Here is a 16,768-nt window from a genome sequence, read left to right on the forward strand (position 1 = left end):
AGCCCAAGCTATTTTCCCGTGCCGAAGAACCAGGCGAGAATGGGCAGCATCGCCACGCTATAGTGATGCGCTGTCGGATCGGCCGATCGAATGGCGACAACTCCATCGACCTCGTCCTCTTCCGAAACCAGCATATGCGCCTCGATCCGGCTCAGCATATCCTCAGCCGTCCAGGGAAAGCGGAAAACGCGGAAAACGGTGACCGAACGGTTCATATGCGTACCATAATAGGCAGGGTCGGCGACCGCATCGTTGAGATCGAGGCCGGTTTCCTCCAGCACCTCGCGCCGCATATTGCCCTCGACATCGCAGTGCCCATCGACAATATCGTGCTCATCCATCGACCCGGCAGCGCAATAGATCTGGCCAGGATTGGCCGTATGCGGTGCCATGCGGATCGCGATGATCGCGCCGTCGGACGAAACCGTCACCGCAAAGGCAAACAGGTGAAAGCCGCCCGGTTCTCTCTGCTTGCGCCACCAGAGGAAGGTAGAAAACGGCGTCACATAGGCTTCGCCCTTCACCACACCATCGGCAAGCGAAAGCCGGTGCTGGAAGATCATGCGGCCGTCGAAGAGTGCGGGGTTGGCGGCGATCTCCCTTGCCCAGTTCTCACGCGCGGCATCCAATTCACTGAGATGAAACGGGTGCTCGCCGGGCAGCACGGCAAGATCGATATGAGAGACGGGAAATACGCTATTTTCCGGCGGCCAGCCGGCCATATCATTCTGCAATTCTGAAATACTCATTTCAAATCCAATGTCATGACAACGGGGCAATGGTCGGAGGCTTTCGGCCTGTCCCAGCCGACGCGCGGATAGCGCTCCACCTCCTGCCCCGGCGGAAATATGGTTCGGAAAGGTTGGCCGGAGCGGACGATATCGGGAATGCGTGTCGCATTAGCGCGGGCCAGAGCCGGAGACAGCCAGATGTAGTCGAGCTGGCAGAGCCGCTGCTCCTGCGGCCCGCGCGCATGGTAAAGCGTCCAGCGGTCGAGCTCGTCCCGGCGATGCATGATGTTTTCGGCGAAGCCGTCCTGGCTGAAGACATCGAGCGCGCTCTCATTTTCCTCCACCCGCGGCTCGAAACGATAGCCGGTGTGGCGCGTGCCGATGACATCGATCCACTCCTGATAGTCGTTCATATCGCCGCAGATGGCGAAGTTCTTCGTTGCCGTATGGCCGGCGCCGAAGCGGTCTTCGATGATGCGGCGAACGGCCATCGTCTCGGCGCGACGCACCGGCATGGTCGCCTGGCGGCCATCGACACCCTCGCGCGCCGGTCCCATCGATTTCAGATGCACGACATAGAGCGAGAACGGCACGCCGCCGATATGGAGATGCAGTTCCAGGCAATCGCGCTTAAAGATCTTGTCTTCCGCGTGATGGCCGAGCGCTGCCAGCTCGTCGTTGAAAAGACCGAAATCGCCATAAGTCACCATGGCGTGACTCTTGATATCATCAAGGACGATCGGCTGCCCGTCACGTGTTTCCTCGCGCATCATTACGGCGACATCGATGCCACGGCTGTCATTGCCCTCAATCAGAAACTTCTGCCGATAGCCGTTGCCGACCATGCGGTAGAGATAGCCGTATTCGAACGCCTGCAACGCCGCCATGTTGTCGACCTCCTGCAGGCAGATGATGTCTGCATCAGCATCGGCGATGGCAAGCGCCGTCATCTGCCTTGTGTCGTCGGCGGCAGCAACCACACGGGCCGCTTCCAGCTGCTGATAGACATTCTCGTTGCGGACATCGAAGAGCTGCAGCACGCGATCCTGGCGCAGTTGGTTGCGAAAACCGGTGTAATCGAAGCGGGTCAGCAGGTTTTCGACGTTGAAGGTCGCAAGGCGCAGGGACATGAAGCATTCCAATTTACGAAGAAGACTGTAAGCGGGCCTATCCCGCTCGCATTATCCGGCCTTGGCAGTGACCGTCGATTTGAATTTACCCATGAGATAGGGGCCGGAAAGAACAGGCGCATATTTCGGTTGCTCTCCCGGCTCTACACAGGAAGGCAGGCAGGCGATCTCGGCAAACCAGTTTGGCTGATGGAAGAAGGCGAGCGACTGCCGCCGCTGCATGCCGCCTTCTTCCGGTGGCGGATTGACGACGCGATGCACGGTGGAAACCCAGCGATCATTGGTCCAAAGCGCCATCAGGTCGCCAATGTTGATGACGAAGGCGCCCTCAACCGGCGGCACCGGCGTCCAGTTGCCATCAGGCGCGATAATCTCAAGCCCTTTCGAGCCCGGTTGCGGCAACAAGATGGTCAGGCTCCCGTAATCGGTGTGCGCTCCGGCGCGAAGCTGCCCCGGCTGCGGAGGCACATGCTGCTCGGGGTAATTCAAGGCCCGCAAAGCACTGATCGGCGCGTCCACATAGGAATCGAAGAAATGCTCGTCGAGACCGAGCGCCGTCGCAAACACGCGCATGATCCGCGCCGCCAGATCCTCCATCGCCCCGTAATAGGCCTTCCATGCCTCTACGAAGCCTTCAGGCCCCTCCGGCCAGATCGTAGCGGCGTAGCAGAAGCCGAGCGCGTCGGGATCGCTCATATCGGCAGGCACGGCGAGCGGACCGCCATTGAAACTCTCCTTGAGATCGGGCGGCGTGTCGACGTTGCGGGATTTCGCCAGGGCTTCCGTGCCGGGCCCAAGGTAACCATAGGGATAGCCGGGATAGAGCGTCTTGGCGCGCTGCTTCACCTCGGCAGGCAGATCGAAGAATGCCCGCGTATTTTTCCAGACGTCGCCAATGACTCCGTCAGCAACGCCGTGATTGGCTATCGCCAGAAAGCCGGTCAAGCGGCATATCCGATCCACCTCCGCGCCAAGCCGCGTCTTCTCGGCAGAATCGGCGGCCTCGAAGGCTCCGAGATCGAAAATCGGGAAGCTTTGATCGGACATACGCGACTCCCATTCGTGACGTCGAGCAAATCAAGCATAGGAGGCGGCTGCGAACAACCGTCTATCCCTCGATCAATCAAAGTCGCCAGGCCGAGCGGATGGCGACGGGATAGAGATCGCCCGCCTTCACAGCCTCGCGGCTATAGGCCCTGAGCACCTGCCCGTCCGGCAGCGACAGGCGTATCGCATAACGCTCGCCCTCGTAGAGAACGGAATCGACCCGGCAGGAAATGCCCTCGGCGTCGCCGATCACATTCTCCGGTCGCACGAGGATATCCGCATGCGCCGAGCCTTCGGTCGGTTCACACCACAGCTTCTTGAACAAGGACCAATCGAGGAGGCGCGGCCGGCCATTCGGAAGGGTAAGCGACAGGATGGCACCCTGCCCCACCAGGCCGCCGACCATGCGGCCCTCGGGCCGCGCATAGATCTCGGCCGGCGGCGCCACCTGCAACAGCCGCCCCTCGGACATGACGGCAACGTCGGTCGCGAGCGCCATGGCCTCGCTCTGGTCGTGCGTCACGTAGATCATCGTGGCGCCCGAGCGCTGATGGAATTCGCGGAAAGTCTCCTCCATCTCCTTCTTGAGATGGCGGTCGAGATTGGCAAGCGGCTCGTCGAGCAGCACGACATCAGGCGATGTCACCAGGCAGCGAGCAAGCGCCACCCGCTGGCGCTGGCCGCCGGAGAGATCGGCGGGCCGCCGCTCGGCGTAATCAGCCAAACGCACCGTCGCCAAGGCGTCGCGCACCTTTTCGCGATAGCGCTCACCGGAGATGCCGCGCACCTTCAGCGGATAGCCGACATTGTCTGCGACGTTCATGTGCGGCCAGAGCGCATAGGACTGGAACACCATCGCCATGTTGCGCCGCTCCGGCGGCAGCATGTTCGCGGCATCGGCCAGTAACCGCTCGCCGAGATGGATGGACCCATCCGTCGGCTGTTCGAAGCCGGCTATCATCCTGAGAACCGTCGTCTTGCCGCAACCGGATGGCCCGAGCAGCGCCAGGAAGCCGCCCTCGCTCACGTCGAGCGACAGCGCATTGACGGCGGCGCGACCGCCCGTGCCGAAATCCTTGCAGAGGTGGTTGAGGATCAGCTTCGCCATGGCACCACTCCCTTCGGCAGGCGCTTGGCCATGATTTCGAGCAGCAGCATCATGGTAACGACCATCGCAATGACGATAACGGACATGGCGGAGGCAAGATCGGCGCTGCCGCCATCGTCGAGATTGTAGATGACGACGCCGAGTGTCTGCGTGCCGGCCGACCAGAGCAGCGCCGAAACCGTCAGCTCGTTGCAGGCGATGAGGAAGACGAGGATCACCGATGCACCCGCCGCCGGCGCAATCAGCGGCACGATGATATCGGCAAGCCGGCGAAAGAAACTGGCGCCGGAAAGACGCGCCGCTTCCTCCAGCGCCGGATCGAGCTGCAGGAAGGCACTCATGACCGGCTTCAGGCTGACGGCGAAGTAGGCGGAGAAATAGGCCAGCAGAATGATCCAGATCGTGCCGTAAAGCGTGACGTTGAGGATCGGCAGGGGTGCGGCAAACACCAGGATGAAGCAGACGGCGATGATGATGCCGGGGAGCGCATAGGGTATCTCGATCAGGCCGCCGACGATACGGCTCAGCGTATCCTTGCGCCGCGTCAGCGCATAGGCGGTCAGAACTGTCACCAATAAGAGACCAAGCGCTGTCATGCCCGCCAGGAACAGCGAATTGGAAAAGGCAGTGCGCGTCACCGTCTGCCGAAACAGGATCTCCGTAAATGCGTTCAGCGATGCGGTCTTGAAGGTAAGCGGCACGCCATAGGTCGGCACCAGCGCGCCGGCGACCAGCGCCAGGAAGGGTGCGACCAGCATGAAGAACAGGATCAGGCAAAGCCCCGGAACGGCAAGATAGCGCCACCGGCCGAGCGAAAAGGCGGCTGACGCACCGGAAAGGCCGATGACGCGATAGTCCCGCCCTTTGAGCGCTCTTGCCTGCACCGCGAGGCCGGCAACAGCGATGACGGCGATCATGGTCGAGAGCACGGCGATATCGCCGAAGGTCCGCGGGCCGAAATTGGAGAATTTCGTGAAGATCAGGGTCGAGAGCGTATAGATCGAGGCGGGAATGCCGAGGATTGCCGGAATGCCGAAATTGCCGATCGAGGAAACGAAGGCGATGGCCGCACCGGCAATGACGCCGGGCAGCGACAAAGGCAGGATGATGTCTCGAAAGACGCGCAGGCCCGAAGCACCGGACAACCTTGCCGCCTCGACGCCATCGCGCGGCAAGGCCATCAATCCGGCCCGAAGCGCCAGATAGACCAGCGGCGCATGCTGCACGCCATAAAGAAGCGCGATGCCGCCGATGGAGTAGAGCGGCTGCGGCGAGCCAAGCGGCGGCGCGATGTGCAGCGCCTTCAAAAGCGGGCTCGATGGGCCGGACATCTGCACCCAGGCAAGCGCCGTCACCTGCGGCGGGATCATCATCGGCAGCATGAAGAGAAAGCCGAGCGGCCCCCTGCCCGGCATGTCCGTCAAGGTCAGCAGAAATGCGAAGAGGCAACCGAGAGCCACGGAAATGATCGTGCCCAGCACGGCCGTTTCGATCGTGTACCAGGTCGAGCGCCAAAGGGCGGGATCGGTGATGAGTTCATAGGTGCCGCCTCGCAGCAGCGCCTCGATACCAACCATCGCCAGCCGCGCCAGCGGCAGGACGCTGAGCAGCAGCACGACGGCAACAACAAAAGGAAACAGCCAGGCCGGCTGGCTGTTTCCCTTACGCACATATCCGTACATTTAAATTCCGGGCCGGATTACTTCGACTTGAAGTAGGTGGAGAAGGTCTTCAGGTCCTGATCCGTATTCTTGAGAGCAGCGGCGGCATTCAACGGCAAAAGCTTGATGCTGTCACGCGCCGGAAAACCTTCCGGCAGCGGCGTACCGTTGCGGGCCGGGATGTAGCCGAGCTTCAGGAAGCCTTCTTGGCCCTTTTCGGACAGGACGTAATCGACGAACTTCTTGGCGGCGTCGGCATGTTGCGTGCTGGCGAGAATGCCAACCGGTTCCGTCACGGCCGAAACGCCTTCGGTCGGGAAGACGAATTCCAGCGGTGCGCCCTTGGCCTTTTCGCGGATCGGCATGTAGTCGACGATCATGCCATAGGCCTTCTCGCCGGAGGCGACGGCCTTGAGCACAGCGCCGTTGCCGCCAGAGGCGATAGCGCCGTTGTCGGCGAGGTTCTTGTAGTAGTCCCAGCCCAGGCTGCTGACGCCGGCAAGCGTCTGCGCGTGAATGAGAGCAGCACCCGAGGCAAGCGGGCTCGGCATGGCGACGAGGCCCTTGGCTTCCGGCTTGACCAGATCCTGCCAGCTTGCCGGCTTCAGCGATGCGGCGGTGTTGTAGACGATGCCGGTCGTGATCAGCTTGGTGGAATAGTAATAGCCATCGGCATCATAGAGCGAGGCGTCGTAGTTGGCGGCTTCCGGCGACTTGTAGGCCAAGAGCTTGCCGGCTTCCTTCAGGCGCTCCAGCGTTACCGTGTCGGCGATCAAGAGAACGTCGGCAGCGGGAGCGCCGGCCTGCATTTCCGCTTGCAGCTTGGCGATGATCTGCGGCGTGCCGTCACGAACCCAATCGACCTTGATACCGGGATTGGCGGCCATGAAGCCATCGACGGTGGCCTGCGCATCGGCATTTGGCTGGCTGGTGTAGAGGACGAGATCGGCGGCGTTGGCAGCACCGGAGAAAAGCGCAACGGCCAGAAGGCCGGTAAAGGCGGAAACAAAGGTCTTCATGAAATGTCCTCGGCTGGGTTGTAGGAGGGTTGTCTAGACGCGCGGCTTAACATGATTGTGACAGTTGAATTTGAAGAAGATATCGTTGGTATGATGATTAGACCTTGACCGTCCGTCCCCAGCGCTATTTCCTGACACCCGAATTTCAAGATGGGATCCAGGAGGAGAAATCAATGGAATATCGCCTGCTTGGCCGCTCCGGCCTCAAAGTTTCCACCATCACCATGGGCACCATGACCTTCGGCGGCGTTGGCTGGGCCAAGACTGTCGGCGATCTCGGCGTCAAGGACGCCAAGAAGCTTCTCGACATGTGCGTCGATGCCGGCGTCAACCTGCTCGACACGGCAGACGTCTACTCTCAGGGCGCCTCCGAAGAAATCCTCGGCGAGATCATCGGCGGCCCGCGCAAGAACGGTGTGCTTATCGCCACCAAGGCCCGCTTCCCGATGGGTCCCGGCGTCAACGATGCGGGCTCCTCCCGCCAGCATCTGATCCAGGCTTGCGAGGCAAGCCTGAAGCGCCTGAAGACCGATGTCATCGACCTTTACCAGCTACATGAATGGGACGGCCAGACTCCCTTGGAAGAGACGATGGAAGCGCTCGATACGCTGGTCCGCCAGGGCAAGGTTCGCTACATCGGTTGCTCGAATTTTTCCGGCTGGCACATCATGAAGGCGCTCGGCGTCAGCGAGCACGACAAGCGCGAACGCTTCGTCAGCCAGCAAATCCACTACACTTTGGAAGCCCGCGACGCGGAAAACGAGCTGGTGCCAATCAGCATCGACCAGGGCCTCGGCATCCTTGTCTGGAGCCCGATCGCCGGCGGCCTGCTGTCAGGCAAGCACCGCCGCAACCAGGCGACGCCGGAAGGCACGCGCCAGTTCGCCGGCTGGACGGAACCGCCGATCCGCGACGAGAACCGTCTCTGGAACATCGTCGACACTTTGGTGGAAATTGCCGATGGCCGCGGCGTCTCGGCAGCGCAAGTCGCGCTTGCCTGGCTGATCGGCCGCAAGGGCGTGACCTCGGTCATCATCGGCGGGCGCACCAAAGCCCAGTTCAAGGATAATCTCGCCAGCGCCGAGCTGAAGCTGACCGACGAGGAACGCAAGCGTCTTGACGATGTCAGCCTGCCGCCGCTGATGTATCCCTATTGGCACCAGCGCAACACCGCCAGCGATCGGCTAAATGAGGCCGACTTGTCGCTGATCGGCCCGCATCTGGTGAAGTAGATCGAAAACGGCGCGGCGGCTCAGGCCGCCAACGCCCCGATTTCTCCGGCAATCAGTTTGCCGAGCCGTGAGATGCCCTCTTCGATCATCTCATCATTGGCACAGGAGAAGCTGACGCGGAATGTATTGGCGCCGGTGCCATCGGCGAAGAAGGCTTGACCGGGAACGAAGGCAACCTTGGCAGTCTCAAGCGATCTTGCCAGCAGCTTCGCGCCGTCCATGCCCTTCGGCAGGGTGATCCATACGAACATGCCGCCCTGCGGTTTCGTCCAGCTGACCCCGTCCGGCATGTATTTGGCGAGCGCCGCCAGCATACAGTCGCGACGGTGGCTATAGGTCTTGCGGACCTTGGCAACCTGCGCATCGAAACCACGTTCGGCAACCTGATGGATGGCGATCTGGTTGATGGTCGAGGAATGCAGGTCGGCGGCCTGCTTCATCAGCACAAGCTTGCGGATAACAGGCGCATTGGCGACGACGAAGCCGACGCGAAGGCCCGGCGCCAAGGTCTTGGAAAAGCTGCCGCAATAGATCGTGCGCGTATCGTTGATATTGCCCTTGCGGGCGATTTCCAGCGCCAGGATCGGTGGGATCGCCTCGCCGTCATAACGCAGCGATTGATAGGCGGCATCCTCGATGATGGCGATGTCGAGTTCGTCGCCGAGATCGATGAGTTTCTCGCGGGCAGCCAGATCGACCGTTTCACCCGTCGGATTGGCAAAATCGGCTGAGAGATAGGCAAACTTGACCCTGCCGCCGGCCTTGGTCGCGGCGGCGCTGTAGGAGTCCGGCGTCCGGTTGCCGTTCGGCGTCAGCTGGTCATAGCTCGGCTCATAGGCGTTGAATGCCTGCAGCGCGCCGAGATAGGTCGGCGCCGTCACCAGCGCCGTATCGTTCGGCGACAGGAAGAGCTTGCCGAGATAATCGAGACCCTGCTGCGAGCCGGAGACGATAAAGACGTTCTCAAGTTCGCAGGGGACGCCAAGCGCCGCCATCTGTCCAACGAGCCATTCGCGCAGCGGCTTGTAGCCTTCGCTGACCGAATATTGCAGCGCCGCGTTGACGGTCGGGCCGGAAAAGATATCGGCATAGGCCTGCTTGAACTCCGCATCCGGAAACAATGCAGGGTCGGGAATGCCACCGGCAAAAGAGATGATATCCGGCCGCTCCAGCAGCTTCAGCAACTCGCGGATTTCGGAGGCGCGCATACGGCTCGAACGCGTCGCAAAGATATTTTCCCAATTCAACATGGGGCTTCCTCGTAATTTTTGGTCTTTCCAGCACAAGATCACGCAATAAAAGATAAGTCAACAATGCTGACCTAATTTGTTTTCATTGCCTCTGAGAATCGCAATTTTTCCTGATAGGAATGGGCCTCTGAACCCAGTAGCCGAGACATAAAGAAATTATGAGCACCGACCCGACGTCATCGTTCTACGCCGACAATGCCAGCATCTATGCGGCACGCGAACGCAACCTCCCGACAAGCCGGCTCGATGCCTTTCTTGCCGCCCTGCCCGCTGGCGCATCCATCCTGGAACTGGGCTGCGGAGCCGGTCAGGATGCGGCCTACATGCTGTCGCGTGGCTTCGACATCACCCCGACAGACGGTTCGGCGGAGCTTGCCAGTGAAGCCGAGAAGCTGATCGGCAGGCCAGTGCGGATCATGCGGTTCGAGACGCTCGACGCCCGTGCTGCCTTTGACGGCATATGGGCGGAGGCCAGTCTCCTTCACGTACCGCGATCCGATCTCGCAAACATCATCGACCGGATTCTACGTGCCCTGAAGGACGGCGGCATCTTCCACAGCAGTTTCAAGGCCGGCGATGCAGAAGGGCACGACACGCTCGGCCGCTACTACAACTATCCCTCGGCCGAATGGCTGACGGCTCTCCTCAGCAAAGGCGGCTGGCGAGACATAGTGATGACCGAAGCAGATGGCGGCGGCTTCGACGGCAAGCCGACGAAATGGCTCTATGTCTCCGCACAAAAATAGAGGGTGGCGCGACCTTAATTGTTGCTCTCATCACCCAAAGTCGCCTGGAGCCGGCTCCGCTGGCCCAGGCGAAACTTACCCTGCCAGCCGCTCCAAACCCGAATTAGCGGCAGGGCGTGCTGCGCAAAAAGACCAGGGCAGCCTTGATGGAATCGATGCGCCACATATCTCTCTCGGCTACCTCGCCGACCACGGCCATCATGGCAGCTTGCAATGCATCACCGCAAAGCCAGTCGACAATCGTGCGCCTGGTCGCCAAATCAAGATCTTCCCAGAAAGTGCGGCCATAAGGCAGATCGCCCGACCGACCGATGACATCGGCGAGTTGTAGGGCGGAATTCGGCGTCAGATTGGACAGCCACGCGTCCAGAACGGATCTGACATCCTCTTCGAGGCGAATTGCGGATATGAACCAATTCATCGCGTCGAGTTCATCGGGATGTTGCAACCGCGCATAAACCCACGACGCGTGAAAAACGTTCCCGATTGCGAGGCGCTCTGCTGCCGGCCATTGGCGCCAGTCAGCATATTCCAGCTTCGGGAGGATCATCAGCGGATCAAAACCGGGTTCACCTGGTGTCGCAAGAGCGTGCTGCAAAATGCGCGGCAGATAATGCCTGTAGTCGTCGGCACCCCCAACGGTGGTCATTGCACTCATGGCATAGCCGCCGAGCGCTTTCCCACTCAAGTTCGCCAGCGGTGCCGAACGCAAGTCGCGAAAGATCTTCTCTGCATCACCTAGTGGCGATGCATCCAGATTTTCAGGGGATGGATATCCAGCAAACGCTGCATAGGCTACCTGCCAGCACCCCTGCAGCCTGGTCGCCGCCCCGGCCAAATTAGTTTCATCCGCTCTCATATACAACTCTATAGCGAATTCACGAATAGCTCGCCAGCTCGGATTAGGCAGCAGAAATTCAAAGGCCGAGGAAGTTTCCCTCCTCGGCCCGTACTCAATAGTTCACCGTATAGAAAGCTTAGTTGACAGCCTTGTCGACCAGCTTGTTCTTGCCGATCCAGGGCATCATGCCGCGCAGCTTGGCGCCGACTTCTTCGATCTGGTGGCTGTCGTTCAGGCGGCGGATACCCTTGAAGCGGGCAGCGCCCGAACGGTATTCCTGCATCCAGTCCGAGGTGAACTTGCCGGTCTGAATGTCCTTGAGGACTCGCTTCATTTCAGCCTTGGTTTCGGCAGTGATGATGCGCGGGCCGGAGACGTATTCGCCCCATTCAGCGGTGTTGGAGATCGAGTAGTTCATGTTGGCGATGCCGCCTTCATAGATCAGGTCGACGATGAGCTTTACTTCGTGCAGGCACTCGAAATAGGCCATTTCCGGTGCGTAACCGGCTTCGACCAGCGTTTCGAAACCAGCGCGGATCAGCTCGACGAGACCGCCGCACAGAACGACCTGTTCGCCGAAGAGGTCGGTTTCGCACTCTTCGCGGAAGTTGGTTTCGATGATGCCCGAACGGCCGCCACCAACGCCGCAAGCGTAGGAGAGAGCGAGTTCAAGGGCGTTGCCCGAAGCGTTCTGGTGAACGGCAACGAGGCAGGGAACGCCGCCGCCCTTCTGGTATTCGCCGCGAACCGTGTGGCCCGGGCCCTTCGGAGCGATCATGACGACGTCGACCGAAGCCTTCGGCTCGATGAGGCCGAAGTGAACGTTGAGGCCGTGAGCAAAGGCGATAGCAGCGCCGTCGCGGATGTTCGGAGCGATATCGGCCTTGTAGATGTCGGCCTGGAGTTCGTCCGGGGTCGCCATCATCATCAGGTCGGCCCAGGCAGCTGCTTCAGCAACCGTCATGACCTTGAAGCCATCGGCTTCGGCCTTCTTCACGGTCGGCGAACCGGCCTTGAGCGCGATCGCAACGTTCTGTGCGCCGCTGTCCTTCAGGTTCAGCGCGTGAGCACGGCCCTGAGAACCGTAGCCGATGACGGCGACCTTCTTCGACTTGATGAGGTTGAGATCGGCATCACGATCGTAATAGACGCGCATTGTTTGTCCTTCCCTTTGCTTGTCTGGGTATAAGTTAGATGTCTCAGACGGTCGCCGCTGCTTCCGCCAAAACCTTTTCCGTACCGTAAAGCCTGAGGAAGGCCGTAACAGCCTTCTCAGCCTGACGGCTGGAATCCTTCAAACCGGGCTCGCCGAGCAGCATGCGGACATGCAGATCGGAGACGATGAGCCCGTAAAGCGTGTGATATGCCTCGTCGGCATCCGCAAAGCGCAGCAGCCCTGCCCGCTTGCCGGCATCGATCAGGCCGCTGGCGCGCCGGTCGATCTGCCGGCGGCCGCGCTCCAGCAAAAGCTTGCCGAGCTTCGAGCCATCGCGGTTCGACTGGCCGATTGCCAGACGGTTCAGCGCGAGCGAAACATCGCCCGCCAAAACTTCCAGCAGGTCGCGAGCGAAAATAACGAGATGGTCGTGTAAGCTGGCCGTATTCAGGCGCTCGCCATTACGCTCGAAGGTGCGAACCTTGCTGGCCTGATAGGCGATCATTGCCGACAGCAGACCGTCGCGATCGCCGAACCACTTATAGAGGCTTTCCTTGGAGCAATTGGCAGCGCGCGCGACGCCCGAGGTCGTCAGCGCCTTTTCGCCGCCGTCGACGAGCAGACGCAACGCCTGCTCCAGGACGGCGTTCTGGCGCGGCGAAAACTCGCTCGACTGTCCTACTTCGCTCAGCACGATGGCCACTCCCAAATGCGTACCGTACGGTACGGTTCGTGGCGCGTTATGCAGCACCCCGAAGCAGGCGTCAAGCGAAATTCGTTGCTGCACTGCGCCAAAAAATCGGAGCGCGCTTGTCATGGCAGGCACACGACGGCTAGAGCTTGCCGGCATAGATATCTCTTCATCAGGACTTGGGTGATGAACGCAGCATTGACGCACATTTCCACCATACCTCTTGCCCCCGCACCGGTTCATCTCGGCAAGGGCAAACGAGGAATGCTTGCCCGTGTCATAGGCATATGGTTCGCGACGACCGCGCTTGCGCTGCCAACGGCAGAGGCCTCGGCGGCAAAACCTGCTGCCGGTCCGGCTGGGCACTATTGCGGCAAGCTCCTCTCCGCCGGATCGCTCGTGGATGTCGAAACATCATTGCAGGTTGACACGCAGGGCCATATCGCCGGCACCTATCGTTTCCAAGACGATGGCAATACGACGATCGGCGCTCTCTCCGAAATCGGAACGGCGCACGGCAGGAAGCGAACCCTGCGCTGGTTCGACAAATATGGGATGGGCTCGCTGACGATAAGGTTCGATGCCGAATATGATCGTTTCGAAGGCCTGTGGGGGCCGCAAGACGCCGTTCCGAGCTTCACCTGGAACGGCGGCGATTGCCACGCGCCCATCAGTTAAGTCTATTCGGCAGCGACAGCATTGTTGCGCATCGCCTCGACATCCCTGAGCGGCGGCAGTCCGTAGAGGCGGCTATATTCACGGCTGAATTGCGAAGGGCTCTGATAGCCGACACGATGGCCGGCCGAACCCACATCGAGCTGCTCGACGATCATCAGGCGCCGCGCCTCATGCAGCCGGAGCTGCTTCTGATACTGCATTGGCGACATGGCCGTGACGGCCTTGAAATGATGATGCAGGGAGGAAACGCTCATGCCGATGCGCTCGGCCAGTTCGTCGATGCGCAGAGGCTGTTCGAAATTGCCGCGAAGCCAGGCAATGGCGCGCGCCACCCGGTTGCTCTGGCTTTCCGCCATGGCGACCTGCAGCAGCCGCGGACCGTTCGGGCCGGTCAACAGGCGATAAAGGATTTCCTGCTCGATCAGTGGCGCCATGGCCGGAATATCCTCGGGCCGATCGAGCAATCTGAGAAGCCGCAACGACGCATCGAGCAATTCCGGCGAAGCCGTATTGATCGCGAGGCCACGCAAAGGCTCGGCCGTCACCGCCTGGCTTGGAATGTTGACGCGTGACAGAAGTTCCTTCAGGCGCTCGCTGTCCAGCGCCATGCCGAAACAGAGATACGGCGTGTCACTGCCGACATTGGTCACCTGAGTCGATACGGGCAGATCGAGGGCAGTCAAAATATACTCGCCGACACCATAGTGGTAGGTATCGGTGCCAACAGTCAGGGTCTTCCGCCCCTGAACGACAATCGCGTAGCAGGGCCGATAAGCCCCGTGCTGCCAAACCGTCGCAGCCGATTGCCGATACAGGTTGAGACCATCGATCGGCGTACGATGTTCCCCCTCTCCTGTGGCGAAACGGGCAATGATGGATGCGAGTTCCTGATTTGGATTGAAAGGCAGTGTCATTCGCAACCAACTGTTTTCGAGTAGATATCAAGGCCTATCTAGGTAACGGAAGTCCGCTGTGAAAGAGCGGCCGCGCATTTAGATTCGCAGGATCGTACATAAAGCTTGCAGGATCGCTCTAACGCTGCGGCCCCTTCCCGATGCATAGTCGGCCATCCCAATTCCACTCCCACCTCCTCCGAAAAACAAGGAAGTCTCCCATGCCTATCGCAAAGGGTTATGCCGCCACCGACGCGTCCAAGCCGCTCACGCCGTTCACCTTCGAACGCCGCGAGCCGAATGAGGACGACGTCGTCATCGAGATCAAGTTCTCCGGCATCTGCCATTCCGACATTCACCAGGCCCGCAACGAATGGGGCAATGCAAAATATCCCATGGTACCGGGTCATGAGATCGCCGGCATCGTCAGCGCCGTCGGCTCGAAGGTGAGCAAGTTCAAGGTCGGCGACCGCGTCGGCGTCGGCTGCTTCGTCAATTCCTGCACGACCTGCGCCACCCGCGACCTCGACCTGGAACACTACATGCCGGGCGTCGTCCAGACCTACAACGACTTCGAAGCCGATGGCGCGACGCCAACCTATGGCGGCTACTCGGATTCGATCGTCGTCAAGGAAGGCTACGTCCTCTCGATCCCCGAAAATATTCCGCTCGACGCTGCGGCTCCGCTGCTCTGCGCCGGCATTACGCTCTACTCGCCGCTGCACCACTGGAAGGCCGGTCCAGGCAAGAAGGTCGCGATCGTCGGCATGGGCGGCCTCGGCCATATGGGCGTCAAGATCGCTCATGCGATGGGTGCCGAAGTCACCGTTCTCAGCCAGTCGCTTTCCAAGAAGGAAGACGGTCTGCGTCTCGGCGCTGACCACTATTATGCCACCAGCGACGCCGAGACCTTCACGACGCTCGCCGGCACCTTCGACCTGCTCATCATGACGGTCGGCATTGCGCTCGACTGGAATGCCTATCTTGGCCTCTTGAAGGTCGACGGCAGCATGGTCGTGGTCGGTGCGCCTGAGCATCCGGTCCCGGTCCATGCCTTCTCGCTGATCCCCGGCCGTCGCAGCCTCTCGGGCTCGATGATCGGCTCGATCAAGGAAACCCAGGAAATGCTGGATTTCTGCGGCAAGCACAACATTGCCTCGGAGATCGAGGTGATCAATATCGATCAGGTCAACGAAGCCTATGAGCGTGTACTGAAGAGCGACGTTCGTTACCGCTTCGTCATCGACATCGCATCGCTGGCGTAAGCATCACCGCATTGTGACTCATAAGGAAAGGGCAGCCATAATGGCTGCCCTTTTTCAATCCTCGCGCATGGTTTCCCTTTGCGTGATCAGCCGGGCGCTGTGCTGCCGGCTGATATAGATCCACAGCCAGCTCCAGGCGACGGCGATGCGCCAGCGGGTGCCGATCAGGAAATAGATGTGGGCGAGACCCCAGACCCACCAGGCAAGCCAGCCCTTTAATTTGATCCAGCCGAAATCGATGATCGCGGCACTCTTGCCGATGGTCGCGAGGCTGCCCTGATGCTTGTAGCGAAACGGCGCCGGCGCCGGCTTGCCGGCCAGCTTCGCCCTGATCACCCTGGCGACATAATCTCCCTGCTGCTTGGCGGCCGGAGCGATCCCCGGCACCGGACTGCCATCCTCGCGCAGAACCAATGCCGTGTCGCCGATGATAAAAATATCGTCCTTGCCCGGCGCCCGCAGTTCCTTGTCGACAACGGCGCGACCAGCGCGATCGGCGGGTATGTCAAGCCATTTCGCCGCCGGCGATGCCTCCACACCCGCCGCCCAGACGATGGTGCGGCATGGCACGAAGCTATCGCCGATCACGACCCCCTCCGCGCTGCATGAAGTGACCGGCTTGCCGAAATGGAGCTCGACGCCGAGGACCTCCAGCTCCTTGCGCGCATAGTCGGACAGTTCCTCGGCGAAAGCAGCCAGCACCCGCGGCCCGGCCTCAACGAGAATGATCCTGGCCTTGCGTGTGTCTATATTGCGGAATTCCTTCGGCAGCGTCGTCCTTGCCAGTTCCGAGATGATACCGGCAAGCTCCACCCCCGTAGGACCCGCGCCGACGATTACGAAAGTCAGTAGCGCTTCACGGACAGCCGGGTCGGTTTCCAGCTCCGCCTGTTCGAAGGCCAGAAGGACGCGCCGGCGAATGGTCGTGGCATCTTCCAGCGTCTTCAGGCCAGGTGCTACGGGCTCCCATTCGTCATGGCCGAAATAGGCGTGTGTCGCGCCCGTCGCCAGCACCAGTGTATCGTAGCCGATCTTCTGGCCATCCTTCAGAAGCACCTGATGCGCCTCGCTGTCGACGCCAACGACCTCGGCCAGCAGGGTCGTGACTTCGGGCCGATCCCTGAAGAAGCTGCGGATCGGCCAGGCGATTTCGGATGTGGCAAGCAGAGTGGTCGCGACCTGATAGAGAAGCGGCTGGAAAAGATGGTGATTGCGCCGGTCGATCAGCGTGATGCGGACAGGTGCGCCCTTCAGATCATTGGCGAGCTGCAACCCGCCAAAACCGCCTCCGACAACGACAACATGATGATCCTGCATGGC

Annotated in this window: 16 protein-coding genes; 4 read left to right on the forward strand and 12 right to left on the reverse strand. The window is 60.6% G+C overall.

The features are described 5' to 3' along the window. Positions 1-8 precede the first annotated feature (8 nt). The 6 genes from ACQZ6F_RS07710 to ACQZ6F_RS07735 form a co-directional block, all read right to left on the reverse strand. Positions 9-749, reverse strand: a complete 741-nt coding sequence (locus ACQZ6F_RS07710) for an NUDIX hydrolase (RefSeq protein WP_449092224.1) — start codon at positions 747-749, stop codon at positions 9-11. Next, on the reverse strand, positions 746-1,861 hold the full coding sequence (locus tag ACQZ6F_RS07715) for an endonuclease/exonuclease/phosphatase family protein (RefSeq protein ID WP_449092223.1): 1,116 nt from the start codon (positions 1,859-1,861) through the stop codon (positions 746-748). Before ACQZ6F_RS07715 ends, ACQZ6F_RS07710 begins: the two co-directional genes overlap by 4 nt. A gap of 51 nt (positions 1,862-1,912) precedes the next feature. Beyond that, positions 1,913-2,908, reverse strand: coding sequence for an isopenicillin N synthase family dioxygenase (locus ACQZ6F_RS07720; protein WP_449092222.1), 996 nt, complete (start codon positions 2,906-2,908; stop codon positions 1,913-1,915). 76 nt (positions 2,909-2,984) lie between these two features. Then, complete coding sequence (locus tag ACQZ6F_RS07725) at positions 2,985-4,016, reverse strand: ABC transporter ATP-binding protein (RefSeq protein ID WP_449092221.1); 1,032 nt, start codon at positions 4,014-4,016, stop codon at positions 2,985-2,987. Next, positions 4,004-5,698: an ABC transporter permease gene (locus tag ACQZ6F_RS07730; RefSeq protein WP_449092220.1), complete on the reverse strand. Its 1,695-nt coding sequence runs from the start codon at positions 5,696-5,698 to the stop codon at positions 4,004-4,006. Before ACQZ6F_RS07730 ends, ACQZ6F_RS07725 begins: the two co-directional genes overlap by 13 nt. 17 nt (positions 5,699-5,715) lie before the next feature. Further along, on the reverse strand, positions 5,716-6,696 hold the full coding sequence (locus ACQZ6F_RS07735; protein WP_068398683.1) for an ABC transporter substrate-binding protein: 981 nt from the start codon (positions 6,694-6,696) through the stop codon (positions 5,716-5,718). Between the two features lie 173 nt (positions 6,697-6,869). Between ACQZ6F_RS07735 and ACQZ6F_RS07740 the strand changes: the two genes are divergently transcribed. Beyond that, positions 6,870-7,928 (forward strand): aldo/keto reductase, encoded by a 1,059-nt coding sequence (locus ACQZ6F_RS07740; RefSeq protein ID WP_449092219.1) that lies wholly within the window; start codon positions 6,870-6,872, stop codon positions 7,926-7,928. 20 nt (positions 7,929-7,948) lie between these two features. On the opposite strand, the gene ACQZ6F_RS07745 is transcribed toward ACQZ6F_RS07740, so the two are convergent. Further along, positions 7,949-9,178, reverse strand: coding sequence for an aminotransferase-like domain-containing protein (locus ACQZ6F_RS07745; protein ID WP_449092218.1), 1,230 nt, complete (start codon positions 9,176-9,178; stop codon positions 7,949-7,951). A 158-nt stretch (positions 9,179-9,336) separates the two neighbouring features. On the opposite strand from ACQZ6F_RS07745, the gene ACQZ6F_RS07750 reads away from it, so the two are divergent. Further along, complete coding sequence (locus ACQZ6F_RS07750) at positions 9,337-9,924, forward strand: class I SAM-dependent methyltransferase (RefSeq protein WP_449092217.1); 588 nt, start codon at positions 9,337-9,339, stop codon at positions 9,922-9,924. A gap of 103 nt (positions 9,925-10,027) precedes the next feature. On the opposite strand, the gene ACQZ6F_RS07755 is transcribed toward ACQZ6F_RS07750, so the two are convergent. The 3 genes from ACQZ6F_RS07755 to ACQZ6F_RS07765 form a co-directional block, all read right to left on the reverse strand. Next, entirely contained in the window at positions 10,028-10,783 is a 756-nt protein-coding gene (locus ACQZ6F_RS07755) for a hypothetical protein (RefSeq protein WP_449092216.1), read from the reverse strand. A 118-nt stretch (positions 10,784-10,901) separates the two neighbouring features. After that, on the reverse strand, positions 10,902-11,921 hold the full coding sequence (ilvC, locus tag ACQZ6F_RS07760; protein ID WP_068398665.1) for a ketol-acid reductoisomerase: 1,020 nt from the start codon (positions 11,919-11,921) through the stop codon (positions 10,902-10,904). 43 nt (positions 11,922-11,964) lie between these two features. Continuing rightward, complete coding sequence (locus tag ACQZ6F_RS07765) at positions 11,965-12,615, reverse strand: TetR/AcrR family transcriptional regulator C-terminal domain-containing protein (RefSeq protein WP_077469369.1); 651 nt, start codon at positions 12,613-12,615, stop codon at positions 11,965-11,967. 183 nt (positions 12,616-12,798) lie between these two features. Here ACQZ6F_RS07765 and ACQZ6F_RS07770 point away from each other — a divergent pair, with 183 nt between their 5' ends. Next, positions 12,799-13,290: a hypothetical protein gene (locus tag ACQZ6F_RS07770; protein ID WP_449092215.1), complete on the forward strand. Its 492-nt coding sequence runs from the start codon at positions 12,799-12,801 to the stop codon at positions 13,288-13,290. 2 nt (positions 13,291-13,292) lie between these two features. Here ACQZ6F_RS07770 and ACQZ6F_RS07775 read toward each other — a convergent pair whose 3' ends face one another. After that, positions 13,293-14,204, reverse strand: coding sequence for an AraC family transcriptional regulator (locus ACQZ6F_RS07775; protein ID WP_077468918.1), 912 nt, complete (start codon positions 14,202-14,204; stop codon positions 13,293-13,295). Between the two features lie 200 nt (positions 14,205-14,404). On the opposite strand from ACQZ6F_RS07775, the gene ACQZ6F_RS07780 reads away from it, so the two are divergent. After that, complete coding sequence (locus ACQZ6F_RS07780; protein WP_449092214.1) at positions 14,405-15,448, forward strand: NAD(P)-dependent alcohol dehydrogenase; 1,044 nt, start codon at positions 14,405-14,407, stop codon at positions 15,446-15,448. Positions 15,449-15,502: 54 nt separating this feature from the next. Here the strand turns inward: ACQZ6F_RS07780 and ACQZ6F_RS07785 are convergent, their stop codons facing one another. After that, on the reverse strand, positions 15,503-16,765 hold the full coding sequence (locus tag ACQZ6F_RS07785; protein WP_449092213.1) for an NAD(P)/FAD-dependent oxidoreductase: 1,263 nt from the start codon (positions 16,763-16,765) through the stop codon (positions 15,503-15,505). Positions 16,766-16,768: the final 3 nt, after the last annotated feature.

The sequence above is a fragment of the Rhizobium sp. A22-96 genome (assembly GCF_053521805.1).